This is a genomic window from Hydrogenophaga pseudoflava NBRC 102511 (genome assembly GCF_001592285.1).
GTDB classification, from domain to species: Bacteria; Pseudomonadota; Gammaproteobacteria; order Burkholderiales; family Burkholderiaceae_C; genus Hydrogenophaga; species Hydrogenophaga pseudoflava.
On record NZ_BCWQ01000003.1, the window covers coordinates 258,850 to 274,843 of the forward strand.

General features: G+C 70.2%; 19 protein-coding genes. 11 read left to right on the plus strand and 8 right to left on the minus strand.

What is annotated here, in order from left to right:
• Window positions 1-8 precede the first annotated feature (8 nt).
• From HPS01S_RS06040 to HPS01S_RS06060, 6 genes are all read left to right on the plus strand, one after another.
• Window positions 9-3,266, plus strand: a complete 3,258-nt coding sequence (locus tag HPS01S_RS06040; RefSeq protein WP_066152425.1) for an efflux RND transporter permease subunit — start codon at window positions 9-11, stop codon at window positions 3,264-3,266.
• Between the two features lie 35 nt (window positions 3,267-3,301).
• Window positions 3,302-3,529 (plus strand): YgaP family membrane protein, encoded by a 228-nt coding sequence (locus HPS01S_RS06045; protein ID WP_066152427.1) that lies wholly within the window; start codon window positions 3,302-3,304, stop codon window positions 3,527-3,529.
• 9 nt (window positions 3,530-3,538) lie between these two features.
• A complete protein-coding gene (locus HPS01S_RS06050) occupies window positions 3,539-4,582 on the plus strand; it encodes an SLAC1 anion channel family protein (RefSeq protein ID WP_066152429.1) in 1,044 nt (347 codons plus the stop codon).
• 18 nt (window positions 4,583-4,600) lie between these two features.
• Window positions 4,601-4,894: a metal-sensing transcriptional repressor gene (locus HPS01S_RS06055; protein WP_066152432.1), complete on the plus strand. Its 294-nt coding sequence runs from the start codon at window positions 4,601-4,603 to the stop codon at window positions 4,892-4,894.
• Between the two features lie 95 nt (window positions 4,895-4,989).
• Complete coding sequence (locus HPS01S_RS21725; protein ID WP_133155517.1) at window positions 4,990-5,223, plus strand: hypothetical protein; 234 nt, start codon at window positions 4,990-4,992, stop codon at window positions 5,221-5,223.
• A gap of 16 nt (window positions 5,224-5,239) precedes the next feature.
• Window positions 5,240-5,992, plus strand: a complete 753-nt coding sequence (locus HPS01S_RS06060) for a sulfite exporter TauE/SafE family protein (RefSeq protein ID WP_066152604.1) — start codon at window positions 5,240-5,242, stop codon at window positions 5,990-5,992.
• A gap of 7 nt (window positions 5,993-5,999) precedes the next feature.
• Here the strand turns inward: HPS01S_RS06060 and HPS01S_RS06065 are convergent, their stop codons facing one another.
• From HPS01S_RS06065 to HPS01S_RS06080, 4 genes are read right to left on the minus strand one after another with little or no spacing between them, the layout of a single operon-like run.
• A complete protein-coding gene (locus HPS01S_RS06065; RefSeq protein WP_066152437.1) occupies window positions 6,000-6,605 on the minus strand; it encodes an exopolysaccharide biosynthesis protein in 606 nt (201 codons plus the stop codon).
• 22 nt (window positions 6,606-6,627) lie between these two features.
• Window positions 6,628-7,038, minus strand: a complete 411-nt coding sequence (locus HPS01S_RS06070) for a hypothetical protein (RefSeq protein ID WP_066152442.1) — start codon at window positions 7,036-7,038, stop codon at window positions 6,628-6,630.
• Between the two features lie 4 nt (window positions 7,039-7,042).
• The gene (locus HPS01S_RS06075) at window positions 7,043-7,432 is read right to left on the minus strand and encodes a hypothetical protein (RefSeq protein WP_066152447.1); all 390 of its coding nucleotides are present in this window, start codon (window positions 7,430-7,432) and stop codon (window positions 7,043-7,045) included.
• A gap of 34 nt (window positions 7,433-7,466) precedes the next feature.
• Entirely contained in the window at window positions 7,467-8,147 is a 681-nt protein-coding gene (locus HPS01S_RS06080) for a Bax inhibitor-1/YccA family protein (protein WP_066152450.1), read from the minus strand.
• 103 nt (window positions 8,148-8,250) lie between these two features.
• Between HPS01S_RS06080 and HPS01S_RS06085 the strand changes: the two genes are divergently transcribed.
• Window positions 8,251-9,138, plus strand: a complete 888-nt coding sequence (locus tag HPS01S_RS06085) for a LysR family transcriptional regulator (RefSeq protein ID WP_066152452.1) — start codon at window positions 8,251-8,253, stop codon at window positions 9,136-9,138.
• A 10-nt stretch (window positions 9,139-9,148) separates the two neighbouring features.
• Complete coding sequence (locus tag HPS01S_RS06090; RefSeq protein WP_066152455.1) at window positions 9,149-10,015, plus strand: heme-dependent oxidative N-demethylase subunit alpha family protein; 867 nt, start codon at window positions 9,149-9,151, stop codon at window positions 10,013-10,015.
• On the opposite strand, the gene HPS01S_RS06095 is transcribed toward HPS01S_RS06090, so the two are convergent.
• The 3 genes from HPS01S_RS06095 to HPS01S_RS06105 form a co-directional block, all read right to left on the minus strand.
• On the minus strand, window positions 10,002-10,331 hold the full coding sequence (locus HPS01S_RS06095; RefSeq protein WP_066152458.1) for a YegP family protein: 330 nt from the start codon (window positions 10,329-10,331) through the stop codon (window positions 10,002-10,004). The two genes, HPS01S_RS06090 and HPS01S_RS06095, sit on opposite strands and share 14 nt — an antisense overlap.
• 158 nt (window positions 10,332-10,489) lie before the next feature.
• Complete coding sequence (locus HPS01S_RS06100) at window positions 10,490-10,825, minus strand: flagellar basal body protein (RefSeq protein WP_066152460.1); 336 nt, start codon at window positions 10,823-10,825, stop codon at window positions 10,490-10,492.
• Window positions 10,826-10,897: 72 nt separating this feature from the next.
• On the minus strand, window positions 10,898-11,878 hold the full coding sequence (locus tag HPS01S_RS06105; RefSeq protein ID WP_066152462.1) for a helix-turn-helix transcriptional regulator: 981 nt from the start codon (window positions 11,876-11,878) through the stop codon (window positions 10,898-10,900).
• 68 nt (window positions 11,879-11,946) lie between these two features.
• Here HPS01S_RS06105 and HPS01S_RS06110 point away from each other — a divergent pair, with 68 nt between their 5' ends.
• Both HPS01S_RS06110 and HPS01S_RS06115 read left to right on the plus strand, forming a co-directional pair.
• Window positions 11,947-12,603 (plus strand): LysE family translocator, encoded by a 657-nt coding sequence (locus HPS01S_RS06110; protein ID WP_066152465.1) that lies wholly within the window; start codon window positions 11,947-11,949, stop codon window positions 12,601-12,603.
• A gap of 80 nt (window positions 12,604-12,683) precedes the next feature.
• Entirely contained in the window at window positions 12,684-13,184 is a 501-nt protein-coding gene (locus tag HPS01S_RS06115) for an acyl-CoA thioesterase (RefSeq protein WP_066152467.1), read from the plus strand.
• Here the strand turns inward: HPS01S_RS06115 and HPS01S_RS06120 are convergent.
• Complete coding sequence (locus HPS01S_RS06120) at window positions 13,177-14,112, minus strand: LysR family transcriptional regulator (protein WP_066152470.1); 936 nt, start codon at window positions 14,110-14,112, stop codon at window positions 13,177-13,179. The two genes, HPS01S_RS06115 and HPS01S_RS06120, sit on opposite strands and share 8 nt — an antisense overlap.
• A 214-nt stretch (window positions 14,113-14,326) precedes the next feature.
• Between HPS01S_RS06120 and HPS01S_RS06125 the strand changes: the two genes are divergently transcribed.
• On the plus strand, window positions 14,327-15,991 hold the full coding sequence (locus HPS01S_RS06125) for a DUF1302 domain-containing protein (protein WP_066152471.1): 1,665 nt from the start codon (window positions 14,327-14,329) through the stop codon (window positions 15,989-15,991).
• The last annotated feature ends 3 nt before the right edge of the window (window positions 15,992-15,994 follow it).

Genomic DNA, 15,994 nt, shown 5'->3' on the forward strand with positions numbered 1-15,994 from the left:
GGGCCACCATGAGCCATCCCAACGAGTCTTCCCCGCTGGAGAAGCTGGGCTTCTCCGGTTCCGTGGCGCGGGCCTTCCAGGCCAACGCCATCACGCCGCTGCTGGCGCTGGTCGCGCTGCTGCTCGGCCTGTTCGCCGTGCTGGTCACGCCGCGCGAAGAGGAACCGCAGATCAACGTGACCATGGCCAACGTGATCATCCCCTTCCCCGGCGCCTCCAGCGCCGATGTGGAGAAGATGGTCGCCGCCCCGGCCGAGCACGTGCTCTCGCAGATCCAGGGCATCGAGCACACCTATTCGGTCGCGCGCCCCGGCGTCGCGGTGCTGACGGTGCAGTTCAAGGTCGGCGTGCCGCGCACCGAGGCGCTGGTGCGCCTGTACGACGTGCTCAACGCCAACCAGGACTGGCTGCCGCAGGGCCTGGGCGTGCTCACCCCCATCGTCAAACCCAAGGGCATCGACGACGTGCCGGTGCTGGCGGCCACGCTGTGGACGGTCGACGCGCAGAGCGCGCACGACCTGGAGCGCGTGGCGCACGCGGTCGAGACCGAACTCAAGCGCGTGCCCGGCACGCGCGAGGTGGTCACCATCGGCGGCCCCGGCCGCGCGGTGCACGTGTGGCTGAACCCCAACCAGCTGCGCGAGCGCGGCGTGAGCGTGCAGCAGCTGCACGGCGCCATCGCGGCGGCCAACCAGGCGCTGCCTTCGGGGGCGGTGGTCAACCCCAACCCGGCCCCCGGCGAGCCCGGCATGCTGTCGGTGGAAACCGGCGAGTTCCTGCAGAACGAGCAGGACGTGGGGGACATCGTGGTTGGCGTGAACGCGGGTCGCCCGGTCTACCTGCGCGAGGTCGCGCGCGTCGAGGCCGGCGCCCAGCTGCCGCAGCGCTATGTGTGGTTCACGCCCGGCGTGGCGGATGCGGCGCACGCCGCCCAGCAAGGCCAGAACCACCCGGCCGTGACCATCACCGTCACCAAGAAGCCCGGCGAGAACGCTGTGGACGTGGCGCGCGGCGCCGCCGAGCGGCTGGACAACCTGAAGAACACGGTCATCCCGGACGACGTGCAGGTCAGCATCACGCGCGACTACGGCCAGACCGCGGCCGACAAGGCCAACAAGCTGATCCAGAAGCTGATCTTCGCCACCGCCAGCGTGATCGTGCTGGTGGGGCTGGCGCTGGGCCGGCGCGAGGCGGTCATCGTCGGCGCGGCGGTGATTCTCACGCTCACGGCCACGCTGTTTGCCAGCTGGGCCTGGGGCTTCACGCTCAACCGCGTGTCGCTGTTCGCGCTGATCTTTTCGATCGGGATCCTGGTGGACGACGCGATCGTGGTGGTGGAGAACATCCACCGCCACCGCATGCTCACGCCGCACGATCCGCTCAGGCTGATCATTCCGCGCGCGGTCGACGAAGTGGGCGGCCCCACCATCCTAGCCACCTTCACCGTCATCGCGGCCCTGCTGCCCATGGCCTTCGTGTCCGGCCTGATGGGCCCGTACATGAGCCCGATCCCGATCAACGCCAGCATGGGCATGGCGATCTCGCTGGCGATCGCGTTCACGGTCACGCCCTGGCTCGCACTCAAGCTCACCAAGACCGGTGAAGGCCACGCGGCGCACGGCCCCGGCAAGCTCACCAGCGCGCTGCAGAACACCTTCACCCGCATCCTCACGCCCTTCCTGCAGAGCGCGCGCAAGCGCTGGCTGCTGCTGGCCGGCATCCTGGCCGCCCTGCTGCTGTCGGTGGGCCTGGCCGTGGTGCAGTGGGTGGTGCTGAAGATGCTGCCCTTCGACAACAAGAGCGAGTACCAGGTGGTGCTGGACATGCCCGCCGGCACCCCGCTGGAAAGCACGACCGCCGCACTGCAGGACATGACCGCCTTCCTCGCGCAGCAGCCCGAGGTGGCCAACGTGCAGGGCTACGCCGGCACGGCCAGCCCCATCACCTTCAACGGTCTGGTGCGCCAGTACTACCTGCGTGCCGAGGCCGAAGGTGGCGACCTGCAGGTCAACCTGATCGGTGCGCACGACCGCAGCGAAAAGAGCCACGCCATCGCGCAGCGCCACCGCCCCGCGCTGGAGCAGATCGCCGCCGCGCACGGTGCGCGCGTGAAGGTGGTGGAGGTGCCGCCCGGCCCGCCGGTGATGTCGCCCATCGTGGCCGAGGTCTACGGCCCCGACCAGGACGGCCGCGCCGAGCTGGCGCAGCGCGTGGCCAAGGCCTTTGCCGCCACGCCCGACATCGTGGGCGTGGACACGTCGTTGAAAGAGAACGCCCCGCGCGCCTTCCTGCGCATCCAGCGCCAGCGCGCCGAGTCGCTGGGCATTCCGGTGCAGGTGATCGCGCAGACGGTGTACGCCGCGCTCTCGGGCAGCGACGCCGCCTACCTGCACGACGGCCACGCCAAGTTCGCGGTGCCGGTGCGCATCCAGCTGCCGCGCGAGGCGCAGGTCGGTCTGGACGCCGTGCTGGCCCTGCCCCTGAAGGCCGCCAACGGCGCGATGGTGCCGCTGTCCGAGCTGGTCACCGTCGAACGCGGTGTGATCGACCAGCCGCGCTTCACCAAGGACCTGCTGCCCGTCACCTACGTGTTCGGCGACATGGCCGGCCAGCTCGACTCGCCGCTGTACGGCCTGTTCGGCATCCGCCCGGCCATGAAGGACGCCGCGCTGCCCAACACCGGCGAACTCGGCGAGTACTGGATCAGCCAGCCCAAGGACCCGTACCGCCAGTACGCCGTCAAGTGGGACGGCGAGTGGCAGATCACCTACGAGACTTTCCGCGACATGGGCGCCGCCTACGGCGTCGGCCTGGTGCTGATCTACCTGCTGGTGGTGGCGCAGTTCAAGAGCTACGTCACGCCGTTGATCATCATGGCGCCCATCCCGCTGACCATGATCGGCGTGATGCCCGGCCACGCGCTGCTGCAGTCGCAGTTCACCGCCACGTCCATGATCGGCATGATCGCGCTGGCCGGCATCATCGTGCGCAACTCCATCCTGCTGGTGGACTTCATCGAGCTGGAAACCCAGCGCGGCGTGCCGTTCGCGCAGGCCGTCGTGCAGTCGGCCGCGGTGCGGGCCCAGCCCATCGCGCTGACCGGCCTGGCCGCCATGATGGGCGCCTTCTTCATCCTCGACGACCCGATCTTCAACGGCCTGGCCATTGCGCTGATCTTCGGCATTGCTGTGTCCACGATGCTGACCCTGGTCGTCATTCCCGTTCTCTACTACGCCATGTACCGCAAGAAGTACGAAGCGGCGTGATCCTGTGTGCTTCCATTTTTTTCAAGGAGTCTGAAATGACCGTCGAACGCCTCATCCGCATCATGGCCGGCACCGTCGTGCTGATCTCGCTCGCCCTGGGTTACCACGGCAGCCCCATCTTCGTCAGCGAGTGGTTCCTTGCGCTGACCGCCTTCGCTGGTTTCAACCTGGCGCAGTCGGGCATCACGGGCTTCTGCCCGCCGGCCATCCTCTTCAAGAAGATGGGCATCCGCGAAGGCGGCAGCGCCTGCTCCACCAAGTAAGCCGGTGACATGAGCAGTCCTACGCCCCTCAAATTCCTCATGCCCGGCTGGTTCTCGCTGGTCATGGGCCTGTGCGGCCTCGCGCTGGCCTGGCACCGGGCCGGGCCGTTGCTCGGCGAGATGGCCGGGGGGCTGGCGCTGGTGGCGGGGCTGGTGGCGCTGGTCGTGTTTGCCGTGCTGCTCGTGGCGTCGCTGCTGCGCTGGCAGCGCTATCCGGCGGCGCTGGCCGAGGACCTGAAGCACCCGGTGCGCCACGCCTTCGTGGCGGCGTTCCCGGTGTCGCTGCTGCTGCTGGCGACGGTCGGGGTGGCGCTGGGCGGTGCCTCGGGCGAGCTGGCGCCGGTGTGGCGCGCGCTCTGGTGGACCGGCAGCCTGATGCAGCTCTGGGCCACGCTGTGGGTGCTGGGCCGCTGGCTCGCGCCTGCGGTGGGTGCCACGCCGGGCAACACCGGGCTGTGGCCTTCGGTCACGCCGGTGCTGCTGATCCCGGTGGTGGGCAATGTGCTCGCGCCGCTGGCGGGCGTCCCGCTGGGCCATGGCGACTGGGCCGCGGCGCAGTTCGGCATCGGGGCCTTCTTCTGGCCGGTGGTGCTGGCGCTGATGCTGGCGAGGCGCATCGCGCACAGCCCGCTGCCCGACCGCCTGCTGCCGGCCTGGATGATCACCGTCGCGCCGCCGGCCGTGGTCGGTCTGGTGCTGGCGCAGCTGGTCGAGCGTGGGCAGGCGCCGCTCGGAGCGGCGCAGGCGATGTGGGGCATCGCGCTGTTCTTCCTGCTGTGGGTGGCGCCGGTGCTCAAGCGCGCCGTGGCCCAGCCCTTCGGCATCCCGTTCTGGGCCCTGTCGTTCCCGCTCGCGGCCTTCACCACCCTGACGCTGCGCCTGCTGGCGCTGCAGGAGCAGCCCGGTGGTCTCATGCAGACCGCGGCGGTGCTGCTGCTGGCCGCCACGTCGATGGTGGTGCTGTGGCTGGGCTTTGCCACCGTGCGCGGCCTGCGCGACGGTTCGCTGCTCGCGCCCGAGCCGGTGGCCGCCATCGCGCCGGTTTCCGCCTGAGCCGGACCGGAGCCGTCCATGACCGCGCCGCGCACCCTGGCCACCGAACGCAAGGCCGAGCTCATGCACCGGCTGCGCCGCGCCGAGGGCCAGGTGCGCGGCCTTCAGAGGCTGCTGGAAGAGGGGGCCGACTGCGCCAAGATCGCCCAGCAGCTGCTGGCCACGCGCCACGCACTGGACAGCACCTATGTGCGCCTGAACCTCTCGCTGGCCGAGCAGGAGCTGACCGCCTGCGGTGGCACCACCGCCGACCCGCAAACGGTCAGCGAGGTGCTGGGACGCCTGCAGGACAAGCTCGGCCGCTCGCGATAGGCCGCCCGCCCGCGGGGCGATGCATCTGGTTGCAGCTCGGGGACGGGGGGCTTTGGTATGCTGGCCTCCCTCTGAAAACCGACCCCGCCCCATCCATGAAGACCGTCTTCGCCGCCGCCCTGCTGCTGTCCCTGGTTGCCTGTTCGTCCACCCCCAAGGCCGAGTGGGTCAAGCCCAAGGCCAGCAAGGACGACACCTACACCCAGCTCTCCGATTGCCAGTACCAGGTCGGTCTGGCCAAGGTGCCCGAGGACGAGCGCGAGCAGATGGTGGCCCACTGCATGCGCGGCAAGGGCTTCCGCTACGTGGCCATCCCCGCTGCCAAGTGAGCCCGGCCTGGACCTCCTGAGTTCCGCGCCGCTGCTGGCGGCCGCCGCGTTCGGCGCGGGGGCCCTCAATGCCATCGCCGGCGGCGGCAGTTTCCTCACCTTTCCCGCGCTGGTGTTCACCGGCGTGCCGCCCATCGTCGCCAACGCCACCAGCGCGCTGGCGGTGAGTCCCGGCTATCTCGGCAGCACGCTGGGCTTCCGGGCCGAATTGCGCGAACTGCCGGCGCAGCGGCTGCGGCGCGAGACGCTGATCGCGGCCATCGGCGGTGTCGTGGGTGCGCTGCTGCTGCTGGTCACGCCCGCCAAGCTGTTCACCGGCATCGTGCCCTGGCTGCTGCTGTTCGCCACCGTGCTGTTTGCGGCCGGTCCGGCCATCGCCCGCCGGGCGATGGCGGCCTCGGCCAGTGGTCATGGCCTGGCGCGCTGGCGCGAACCCGGCCTGATGGCGGTGGCCATCTACGGTGGCTACTTCAACGGCGGGCTGGGCATCCTGCTGATGGCGCTGTACACGGTGGCTGGCGAGACACGGCTGAACACCGTCAACGCGCTCAAGAACCTCAACTCGCTGGTGCTGTCCTGGCTGTCCGTGGCGGCCTTCGTGGTCGCGGGCGCGATCGCCTGGAAGGAAGGCCTGCTGATGATGGTCGCGGCCACGGCGGGTGGCTACTTCGGCGCGCGCTGGTCCAAGGCGCTGCCGGTGGCCTGGGTGCGCAGGGGCGTGATCGTCACCGGGCTGGTCATGAGTGCCGTCTTCTTCTCACGCCTTTGACCGGGCGTCACAGTCCGAACCACGCTCCCATGTGCTGCCAGGCCGCGAACGCCAGGTGGCCGACCGAAATGGCGTAGCCCACGCCCACCGCGCCGGTGGCCGCGGACAGCAGCAGCGCGATGCCGTCGCGGAACAGCCAGCCCAGGCTCAGCAGCATCAGGCTGGTGCCGGGCAGCACATTGCCCAGCGGCAGCGGCAGGAAGATCAGCGCGGCCATCAGCGCGATCCACAGCGCCCACCAGAACCTGGCGCGGGCATGGCACAGCGCCTGCCAGCGCGGGCACATCCAGCGCTCGGCGCGCTCGTAGGTCCAGGCCAGCCCGTGCAGGCAGCGGCGCGTCCAGGTTTCGTTGAGGGTCAGCCGCGCCAGCCGTTCGGGCAGGGGCAGGGTGTCGCGCCCGCGCAGCCAGGCGCCGGCCAGGGCGAAGATGCCCAGGCTGAGCACCGTGCCCGCGCCGGCGATGGGCACCGTGCTCAGCAGCGCCATCAGCATCAGCAGCACCGCGCCCGATCCCTCGCCGTGCAGCTGCAGCAGCTCCCGCAGCGACAGGCGCAAGGCCTGCGGTCCCTCGGAGGCCGCGCCGCGCAGGCGCTGCGCGATGCCCTCGTTCACCGGACGATCCTCCGGATGGCGCTCATGCGCCCACAGGCCTCGCACCGGTCTGCTGCGCCGTGGTGCGCCCGACCAGCCAGTGCAGCAGGCCGGCGATGGCCAGCATCGGCACCAGCACCATCGCCCAGCCCACCCACAGCAGCGGGCCGACCCAGGCCATCAGGGCGTCGCCGGAGGGCATCACCGCGCCCAGCCATTCCACCAGCGACACCACGAACGACTGCAGGGCGGCGATCGACGCGGTGTCGATCCAGGGCTCCAGCCAGGCGGGCACGGGCGGCAGCGCCAGACCACCGACCGTGCCCGCCGCGCCCTGCAGCGACCCGGTGTCGATGGCCGACAGCAGCCAGCCGGTGAGCTGGTGCACGGCGGCGATGAAGCCGGTCCACAGGGCCGCCAGCAGCGCGGTGAGACTCCAGATGAGGGTCTTCATGGCGTCACACCAGCACCGGCCGGCGCCAGGCCGCGCTCAGCGCATCCAGCAGCTCCACCTCGCCATCGGCCAGGTGACCGTCGGACAGCATGAGCGTCTCGCACTGCAGCAGGATCAGGTCCTGCAGGCCGCGGTCCGTGACCTCGCTCATCAGCTGGTCGCGGATGGCGGGGTCGACCGCGCCGGTCCATTGCCCGCCGCCGGCCAGCAGCAGGTCCTGGCAGAAGTCGTCCACCACTGCCTTGAAGGCTTCGGGGCTCAGGCCCAGGCGCTCGGGCGCCTGCTGCCGGTCCAGGGCACGGATCTCGGTCATCGAGTACTGGCCGTCGGCCAGCATGGCCATGGCCAGCACGCGGGCAGCGGCTTCGGGGCTGTTGACGGAATAGGCTTTCATGCGGGACTCCTGGTGGGTTGGGTTGCAGAAACGCTCAGTCGTTGCCGCCGATGCCGAACAGGCTCAGCAGGCTGGTGAACAGGTTGAAGGCCGAGACGAACAGGCCGACCGTGGCCAGCACGTAGTTGGTCTCGCCGCCGTTGACGATGCGGCTGGTCTCGAACAGGATCAGTCCGACCGACAGCAGGGCCACCATGGCCGAGACTGCCAGCGCCAGCGCGGGCATGGTGAAGAAGTAGGCCACCAGGGCCAGCACGATGGCGATCACCATGCCGGCGAACAGGAAGCCGCCCATGAAGCTGAAATCGCGCCGCGTGGTCAGCACATAGGCCGAGAGGGCGACGAAGGTCGCGCCCGTGGCGGCCAGCGCGGCCACGATGGTGTCGGCGCCGCCGGGCAGTTCCAGCGTGCGCGAGAGCAGCGGGCCGAGCGTGTAGCCCATGAAGCCGGTCAGCGCGAACACGGCGGGCAGGGCCCAGCCGCTGTTCTGCAGCTTGTGCACCGCGAACAGCAGGCCGAAGTAGCCCACCAGCGTGACCACCAGCCCGGGTGCGGGCCAGCTGTTGGCGACCGCCAGGGCCGCGATGCCGGCCGCGAACAGGATCGTCAGCGACAGCAGGGCGTAGGTGTTGCGCAGGACCTTCGCGGCCTGCGGACGGTCCAGCGACAGGGAGCTGCCGGTGGACAGGGAAGGGATGCGACGGACTTGTGCCATGAGGGTTCTCCTGGGAGGGAACAAAGGGAGGCTGAAAGATAGGGTTTCGCGTTCTTCATAAAAAGCAGACAATGGCGAAGAATTTCTCCCAAAAAGGCGAAGAATGAATCAGGAACTCAATTACAAGCACCTGTATTACTTCTGGGTCACGGCCAAGGAAGGCGGCATGTCGCACGCGGCGGCCCGGCTGGGCATGGCGGTGCAGACCATCAGCGCGCAGGTGCGGCTGCTGGAGCAGTCGCTGGGCCACGCGCTGTTCAAGCCGGCTGGCCGTGGCCTGGCCCTGACGGAGGCGGGCCAGGCCGCACTGCAGGTGGCCGAGCAGATCTTCCATCTCGGGGAACACCTGCACGCGGCGGTGCGCGACGCCACCAGCCAGACCTCGGTGCGGCTGGTGGTGGGCATCTCGGACGGGCTGGCCAAGCTGGCGGTGCGCGAGCTGCTGGCGCCGGCGCTGGAGGAGCCGCGACTGCGTCTGGTCTGCCACGAGGACGAATTCGACGATCTGCTGGCCGACCTCGCGCTGCACCGGCTGGACGTGGTGCTGTCCGACCGGCCTGCGCCGGCCAACCCCAACCTCAAGCTCTACAGCCACGCCATGGGGTCGTCGCCGCTGGGCTGGTACGCGCCGAAGGAATGGCTGGCGCAGGCGCGCAAGGACTTCCCGCGCTGCCTGTCCGAAGTGCCGGTGCTGCTGCCCAGCGCCCACGCCTCGGTGCGCATGCGCATCGACCAGTGGTTCGAGCAGCAGGGGGTGCTGCCCAACGTGGTCGGCGAGTTCGAGGACAGCGCGCTGCTGGTCACCTTCGGGTCCTCGGGCATGGGCGTGTTCCCTGCCTCCGAGCGCATGCGCGAGAAGCTCTCCAGCGGCTACGGCCTCGAGTGGTTCGCGCCCTGCGAGGGCGTGCAGGAGCACTTCTACGCCATCGGCACGGCGCGCAAGGTGCAGCACCCGCTGGTGCAGCAACTGCTGGCGTCGGTGGTGCCCTGAGGCCCGCGCGATGAACCCGCGTGTGCTCACGCCGGCCGCCGAGGTGCCGTGGGCGGTCGGCACCCCGTTCCGCATGCGGCCCGGGCTGTCGCGGCTGGCCGTGGCGGGAGAGGCGGCCTTGGCGCCACCGTTGTTCGTGCGCGATGCGCAGGCCGGCGCCTACGCCGACCACAAGCGGGCGGTGCTGCGGGCGCAGACCCACAGGGCACCGGTCGGTGAAGCCGACCCCGCCGTGCTGGCCGCGATCGCTCAGGCCTACGCCTCGCAGACGGGCGTGGTCCTGGCGCCCGACGCCGATGCCCTGGCCGAGGGCCTGCAGGAGGACTTCGTGATCCTGCACGACGAGCCAGGCGACGGCTTCCGGGCGCGTTTCCTCTCGGTGTGTTTTCCTTCGAACTGGAACCCGGCCGAGAAGCTGGGCCTGGACTTCACTGCCATCCACGCACCGGTGGCCGACAACGCGCTGCTGCAGGCGGGCGCGCGTGGCATCGTCGACATGGCCTTCCGGCAGGCGCCGATGTTGCGCCATGTCTGGCTGCTCACGCCCAGCGGCGACCTGGCCCAGCACCCCGAGACGCGCCGCGCCCGCTGGGAGGACGCGCTCGCCGCGGCCGACGCACCGGACGCCACGGGCCGGCTGATCGACCAGGTGTTCTTTCGCGTCGAACGCCAGACCACACTGCCGCTGCCCGCGCTGCGGCGCGGCGTGTTCTTCATCCGCGTGGTGGTGGCGCGGCTGGTGGACGTGCTGGCCGTTGCGCCCGGGCGCGCAGCCGAACTGGCCGACGCACTGGCCTCGATGAGCGAGGCCGTGGTGGCCTACCGCGGCATGGCCGCGGTGCGCGAGCGGCTCTGCGCCGAACTCAGGCTTTCTTGACCGTCGTGCTCGGCCCGTGGGCCTGGACCGACTGGATGCCGTTGTCGCGGCCAGCGGCGTCCTTGTACAGCTGGCTGGTGCCGATGACCTGGTGGTTGCCCGCCTTGAGGTTGAAGTAGAAGCGGCCGTCCGAAGCGTCCTTGCGCTCGTAGCGCGCTTCCTGCGGGCTGTTGGTCTGGACGGACTTGATGCCGTTTTCGGCCGACGCCTGGGCGTCGTACTGCTCGCTGCGCAGGATCACCTCGCCGTTGTCCGCTTTAAGGACGAAGGAAAACATGCCCTTGTCGTTCGAAGAGAGTTCGTACCAGCCTGCCATGTCAGCTCCTTGAGGTGGGTGGAAAGAAGGAATGTGCCGAAGCGGTGCCATCGTAGGCGGCTGGGGCGCTGGTGGGAAGCCGGCGCCCGCGCCTTGGTGGCCTTGGGCTGCTGGCTGTGGCGACCCCGGTCGCCTGCCTGGCCCGCAGACCTCGGAGCTCAGGCCTTGGCGTCGAACAGTGTGCCGAGCATGTCCTGCTCGGTCTTCACGACCTGGAGATTGGCTGCGAAGCTGTAGAGCGCCATCTTGCCGCCGACCAGGTCTTCGGCGAGATGGCCCAGGTCGCCACCTTCTGCGGCGGCCTGGGTTTCGCGCTCGACGCGCGCGCTCACGCCACCCGATTCGGGGTTGGCCGTCTGCACGACCTGCTGGCGCTGGAAGCCGGGCGTCTGGGCGTTGGCGATGTTGTGCGCGCCCACGTCCAGCCGCAGCTGCGCGGCGCGCAGGCCGCTCAGGCCGATGGTGGAGGCGGAAGAGGCGATGGGCGACGACATGGTGCGGGCCTGCTGCGAGTGTCCGGGCGATCTCACCCAAGGGGTTATCGGCACCTGACGGGCCGGCTTGAGTCAGCCGCCGTACCGGGTGTGCAGCCGGGCCAGTTCGGCCTTCACCGCCCTGACCAGGGCCGGGGGCGCGAGCGCCTGGGCCTCGGCGCCGAAACCCAGCAGGCGGCGGGCACCGTGCTCGACCGACTCGATCGGCAGCCGCACCACCACCCAGCCCTCGGGCAGGGGCGCCGGGGACGCGGCGGTGGGCGGGTGGTCATCGGGCGTGAACGGCGTGAGGGCGTTGCGCAGCCAGCCCAGCGCGCGCGGCGACACCGCGACGCTCGCCCGGATCGGGTGCAGCTCCGCCTCGAAGCGCGCGCTGGTGGCGCGCCACCAGGCTGCGAGGTCGAAGGCCCTGGGCCTCCGGAAGCTGCTGTCCCGCACGCGCAAGGTCTTCACCGCGGAGAGCCGGTAGGTGCGCACCGCATCCTGGCCGGCCGTGCGCGCCGCGAGGTACCAGGTGCCGCCCTTCATGACCAGCCCCAGCGGTTCCAGTTCGCGCTCGCTCGGGCCGCGCCAGCTCTCGTAGCGCACGGCGATGCGCCGGCCATGCCACACCGCTTCGGCCGCCGCGCGCAGGCAGGCCGGTGTCTCGCTGCTGCGGTACCAGTCCAGCGGGTCGATGTGCAACCGTGCCCCGACGCGGTCGGCCTGCTGGCGCCACTCGGCGGGCAGGGCCGCCACCACCTTCAGCCGCGCCGAGGCGGCGGCCTCGCCCAGCCCGAGGTCCGTCGCCGCAGCCGGCAACCCGGCCAGCAGCAGGGCCTGCGATTCGGGTTCGGTCAGACCGGTGAGCGTGGTGCTCCAGCCCTCGCGCAGCTGGAAGCCGCCCGCGCGGCCCGGTTCGCCCCAGACGGGCACGCCCGCGGCCGACAGCTGGTCGATGTCGCGCAAGATGGTGCGGGTCGAGACCTCCAGCAGGCGCGCCAGCGCCGGCGCGGTCAGGCGGCCGTGCGACTGCAGCAGCATCAGGATCGAGAGCAGGCGGCTGGCTTGCATGGTCGTCCGCATCATGCCCGCAAAACATGACATTGGTTGACATGGTTTGGGGCGCAGCATGCGCAGCCATGGAACACCTGACCTTCACCCTCACACAAACCACCCAGCTCTGGCTGTTCTTCGTGCTCGTGCTGGGCATCATCGCCTTGCCCGGCATGGACATGGCCTTCGTGCTCGGCAGCACGCTGGTCGACGGCCGGCGCGGCGGCCTGGCGGCGCTGGCCGGCATCGTCGCGGGCGGCGTGGCGCACACCGCCATGGCCGCGCTCGGGGTGGGGCTGGTGCTGCGGGCGGTGCCCGCGCTGCTCACGCTGATGCTGGTGGCGGGGGCGCTGTACCTCGGTTGGATCGGCTGGTCGCTGTTGCGCGGCGCCTCGGCGCTGGGCGAGGTTCGCGCGCCGGTCTCGCGCCCCTGGCCGGCCACCTTCCGGCAGGGCCTGCTGACCTGCCTGCTCAACCCCAAGGCCTACCTGTTCATGCTCGCGGTCTGGCCCCAGTTCGCCCGGCCGGAACATGGGTCGATGCCGGCGCAGGCGGTGGCCATGGGCGCGGTCATCGCGCTGACCCAGGGGGCGGTGTACGGCGCGGTGGTCATCGGTGCCGACCGCGCCAGGGCGTTTCTGCGCGGCAGCGGGCGCGCGCAGGTGCGGGCGGGACAGGCGGTCGGCCTGCTGCTCATTGCCGGGGGCCTGTGGATGCTGTGGGAAGGCCTGGGCAGCGGCTGACCCTTCTGCCAGCCAAAGGACAGCCAGAACTGGCACGATGGCTGCTACGCTCCGCCTCCCAGCCTCCACCCCCAAACCCCATGGAACTCCCCGCCCACCAGCTGAGCATGACCGTGCTCATGACGCCCGACACCGCCAACTTTTCCGGCAACGTGCACGGCGGCACCATCCTCAAGCTGCTCGACCAGGTGGCCTACGCCTGTGCCAGCCGCTACGCCGGCACCTACGTGGTCACGCTGAGCGTCGACCAGGTGATGTTCCGCCAGCCGATCCACGTGGGCGAGCTGGTGACCTTCCTGGCCTCGGTCAACCACACCGGCACCTCGTCCATGGAGGTCGGCATCAAGGTGATCGCCGAGAACATCCGCACGCAGGACAAGCGCCACGTCAACAGCTGCTTCTTCACCATGGTCGCGGTGGACGAGGACCGCAAGCCCACGGCCGTGCCGCCACTGCGGCCCTTCACGCCCGACGAGCGCCGCCGCCACGCGGGTGCCGAGCTGCGCAAGGCGATGCGGCGAGAGATGGAGCAGCGCTTCGCCGCCATCCGTTCGCAGGACGTGGCGGGCGCCTCTAGCTGAGGCCTGCGGACCCGGCGGGATCGTCCAGGCGCGCGGCCGCTTCCTTGAGCAGGCCGCGCAGCCAGATCAGTCCCGGGTCGCGCGTGAGGTACTTGTGCCACTGCATGGCCTGGCTGAAGGCACGCATCGGCAGGGGCACCGGGCGGATCTCGATCGGCAGCAGGGGCAGCAGGCGCTGCGCCAGCCGGGCGTGCACGGTGCCGATCAGGTCGGTGCCCACCACCAGGTGCGGGATCGCGCCGAAGCTGTAGGTGGCCAGGCCGATCTCGCGGCTGAGGCCGTGGTCGCTGGCCAGCCAGGTGTCGAACACGGGCTGGCCGCCACCGGGCGGGCGCATGGTGACGTGCCGCGCCCGCTGGTAGCGCTCCTGCGTCAGCTCGCCCTGCGCGAGTGCGCTTTCGCGCCACACCACGCAGACGAAGCGGTCCTCGAACAGCACATCCACCGGGTGGTCGGGTGAGCAGAAGGTCTGCGGAATGATGAGCAGGTCGGCCTCGCCCCGCTCCAGGTGTCGGTAGGGCTGAGTGACTTGGGGCTCCAGGTTGAAGCGCACCCGGCTGCCCTGCGCACTGGCCAGCGCCAGTGCGCCCGGGATCAGCACCTCCATCGAGTAGTCAGAGACGAAGAGCGTGAATTCGCGGTCCGACTCGGTCGGGTCGAAGGCCGGCTTGGCGGCAATGGTGGTGTCGATGCGCACCAGCACGTCGCGCACCGCGTCGTGCAGCAGCACCGCGCGCGGCGTCAGTTCCATGCGCCCGCCCACTTGCACCAGCAGCTCGTCGTCGAAGTACTGGCGCAGCCGCGCCAGCGCATTGCTCATGGTGGACTGGCTCAGGAACACGCGCTCACCGGCCCGTGTGACGTTTTTTTCGGTCAGCAGGGCGTCGAGCGCGACGAGCAGGTTGAGGTCGAGTTTCTTGAATCGCATGGTCGGCCGGTGGCGCAGTGTGCCTCAGGGCAGAGGGGCCTAGGCGGGTGCAGCCGGGGTCATCAAGGGTTTGCCCTGATATTTCGAAATCCGATTTCGGAGATTCGAACAATCCATTTCCCAGGGTATTGCCCGCTCCATAAAGTCGCGGCTCGTTTGATCTGGATCAAGTGGTCCAGGTCGGCGACAGCCCACGACAACAAGGAGACAAGCCATGCCGAATCGAGCGAATGCCCGGCCCGCCGCCCCGCGCCGGGCGCACGGACGCCGCACCCTCACGCCCCTGCTGCTCGCGCTGCTGGCCGCCCCCGCGGCCCAGGCGATCGAGATCGACACGGGGAACCCCGACTGGACCCTGCGCTGGGACAACACCGTCAAGGTCAGCCTGATGCAGCGTCTGAAGGACGCCTCGCCCGCGCTGTCGGCGCAGCCGCCGCTGACCGTCAACCAGGACGACGGTGACAACAACTTCAGGAAGGGCCTGGTCTCCAGCCGGCTGGACCTGCTGACCGAGCTGGACCTCGCCGGCCCGGGCTACGGCGCCCGCGTCAGCGGCGCGGCCTGGTACGACAGCGTCTACAACGGCAAGAACGACAACCGCGGCTTCACCGCCAACCACCGGCCTGGCACCGCGTTTGCCCCCGAAACCCGCGACCTCATGGGCCGCAAGGCCGAGCTGCTTGACGCCTTCGTCTACGGCAAGTTCGACCTGGGCGACCGCCCCGCCTCGGCCCGGCTGGGCCGCCACACCCTGCTCTGGGGCGAGAGCCTGTTCTTCGGTGCCAACGGCATCGCGGGAGGCCAGGCGCCGCTGGACCTGATCAAGCTGCTGTCGGTGCCCAACGCCACCTTCAAGGAAGTCGCCATGCCCACCGGCAAGCTCTCCGGCCAGGTGCAGCTGACGCCCGACGTGTCGCTGGGGGCCTACCTCGCCTACGAGTGGGAGAAGACCCGCCTGATGCCGGCGGGTGCCTACCTCTCCACCAGCGACTCCATGGGCCCGGGCGCCGAGCGCATCCTGGCCGGCCCCACGGCCAGCTTCGAGCGCCAGCCCGACCTGGACGCCAAGGACAGCGGGCAGGGCGGGGTGCAGCTGCGCTTCCGCGCACCGTCGCTCGACACCGACTTCGGCCTCTACGCCATCCGCTACCACGCCACCACGCCCAGCAACATCAACACCGTGCTCAACGGCGTGCCACCGGCGCTGGTGCCCAGCAGCTACCGCTGGATGTACCACGAGGGCGTGCGCGCCTTCGGCGCCAGCTTTGCCAAGTCGGTGGGCGAATGGGGTCTGGCCGGCGAGGTCTCGGTGCGCCAGAACACGCCGCTGGCCAGCTCGGGCCAGGCCTCGCTCGCGACCATCCGCGTCAACACCGGCCTGAACAACAACAGCAACCCCGGCTACGCGGTGGGCGAGACGGCGCACGCGCAGCTCTCGTGGATCGCCTCGCTGGGGCCGTCCTTTCTCTCGCGCGAAGCCTCGTTCGTGGGCGAGGTGGCCTGGAACACGCGGCTGAAGGTCACGCGCAACGAGCAGATGCTCAACCCCAATGCCGACAAGTCGGCCGTGGCCACGCGCATGGTGTTCTCGCCCAGCTACCGCCAGGTGCTGCCGGGCCTGGACCTCTCGCCCACGATCGGTCTGGGCTACACCAAGGGCAAGTCCTCGGCCGTGGGGCCGGGCTTCGGCGTGGACGGGGGCGGTGACCTGAGCCTGGGGCTCAACGCCGTCTACCTCGGCGCCTGGAACCTGGCCATCAACTACGTGCACTTCCTGGGCAAGGCCGCGCCGACGCTGGACGCCGCCAACAACGCCGTGTACCGCCAGGCGCTGAAAGACCGGAACTACCTGACCGTGTCGCTGCGCACCACCTTCTGATCG

Excerpts from the sequence above, each read along its gene's own strand:
- HPS01S_RS06040 (WP_066152425.1), top strand. The coding sequence starts at position 9 with ATGAGCCATCCCAACGAGTCTTCCCCGCTGGAGAAGCTGGGCTTCTCC.
- HPS01S_RS06045 (WP_066152427.1), top strand. The coding sequence starts at position 3,302 with ATGACCGTCGAACGCCTCATCCGCATCATGGCCGGCACCGTCGTGCTG.
- HPS01S_RS06050 (WP_066152429.1), top strand. The coding sequence starts at position 3,539 with ATGAGCAGTCCTACGCCCCTCAAATTCCTCATGCCCGGCTGGTTCTCG.
- HPS01S_RS06055 (WP_066152432.1), top strand. The coding sequence starts at position 4,601 with ATGACCGCGCCGCGCACCCTGGCCACCGAACGCAAGGCCGAGCTCATG.
- HPS01S_RS21725 (WP_133155517.1), top strand. The coding sequence starts at position 4,990 with ATGAAGACCGTCTTCGCCGCCGCCCTGCTGCTGTCCCTGGTTGCCTGT.
- HPS01S_RS06070 (WP_066152442.1), bottom strand. The coding sequence starts at position 7,038 with ATGAAGACCCTCATCTGGAGTCTCACCGCGCTGCTGGCGGCCCTGTGG.
- HPS01S_RS06075 (WP_066152447.1), bottom strand. The coding sequence starts at position 7,432 with ATGAAAGCCTATTCCGTCAACAGCCCCGAAGCCGCTGCCCGCGTGCTG.
- HPS01S_RS06080 (WP_066152450.1), bottom strand. The coding sequence starts at position 8,147 with ATGGCACAAGTCCGTCGCATCCCTTCCCTGTCCACCGGCAGCTCCCTG.
- HPS01S_RS06085 (WP_066152452.1), top strand. The coding sequence starts at position 8,251 with ATGAATCAGGAACTCAATTACAAGCACCTGTATTACTTCTGGGTCACG.
- HPS01S_RS06090 (WP_066152455.1), top strand. The coding sequence starts at position 9,149 with ATGAACCCGCGTGTGCTCACGCCGGCCGCCGAGGTGCCGTGGGCGGTC.
- HPS01S_RS06095 (WP_066152458.1), bottom strand. The coding sequence starts at position 10,331 with ATGGCAGGCTGGTACGAACTCTCTTCGAACGACAAGGGCATGTTTTCC.
- HPS01S_RS06100 (WP_066152460.1), bottom strand. The coding sequence starts at position 10,825 with ATGTCGTCGCCCATCGCCTCTTCCGCCTCCACCATCGGCCTGAGCGGC.
- HPS01S_RS06105 (WP_066152462.1), bottom strand. The coding sequence starts at position 11,878 with ATGCAAGCCAGCCGCCTGCTCTCGATCCTGATGCTGCTGCAGTCGCAC.
- HPS01S_RS06110 (WP_066152465.1), top strand. The coding sequence starts at position 11,947 with ATGGAACACCTGACCTTCACCCTCACACAAACCACCCAGCTCTGGCTG.
- HPS01S_RS06115 (WP_066152467.1), top strand. The coding sequence starts at position 12,684 with ATGGAACTCCCCGCCCACCAGCTGAGCATGACCGTGCTCATGACGCCC.
- HPS01S_RS06120 (WP_066152470.1), bottom strand. The coding sequence starts at position 14,112 with ATGCGATTCAAGAAACTCGACCTCAACCTGCTCGTCGCGCTCGACGCC.
- HPS01S_RS06125 (WP_066152471.1), top strand. The coding sequence starts at position 14,327 with ATGCCGAATCGAGCGAATGCCCGGCCCGCCGCCCCGCGCCGGGCGCAC.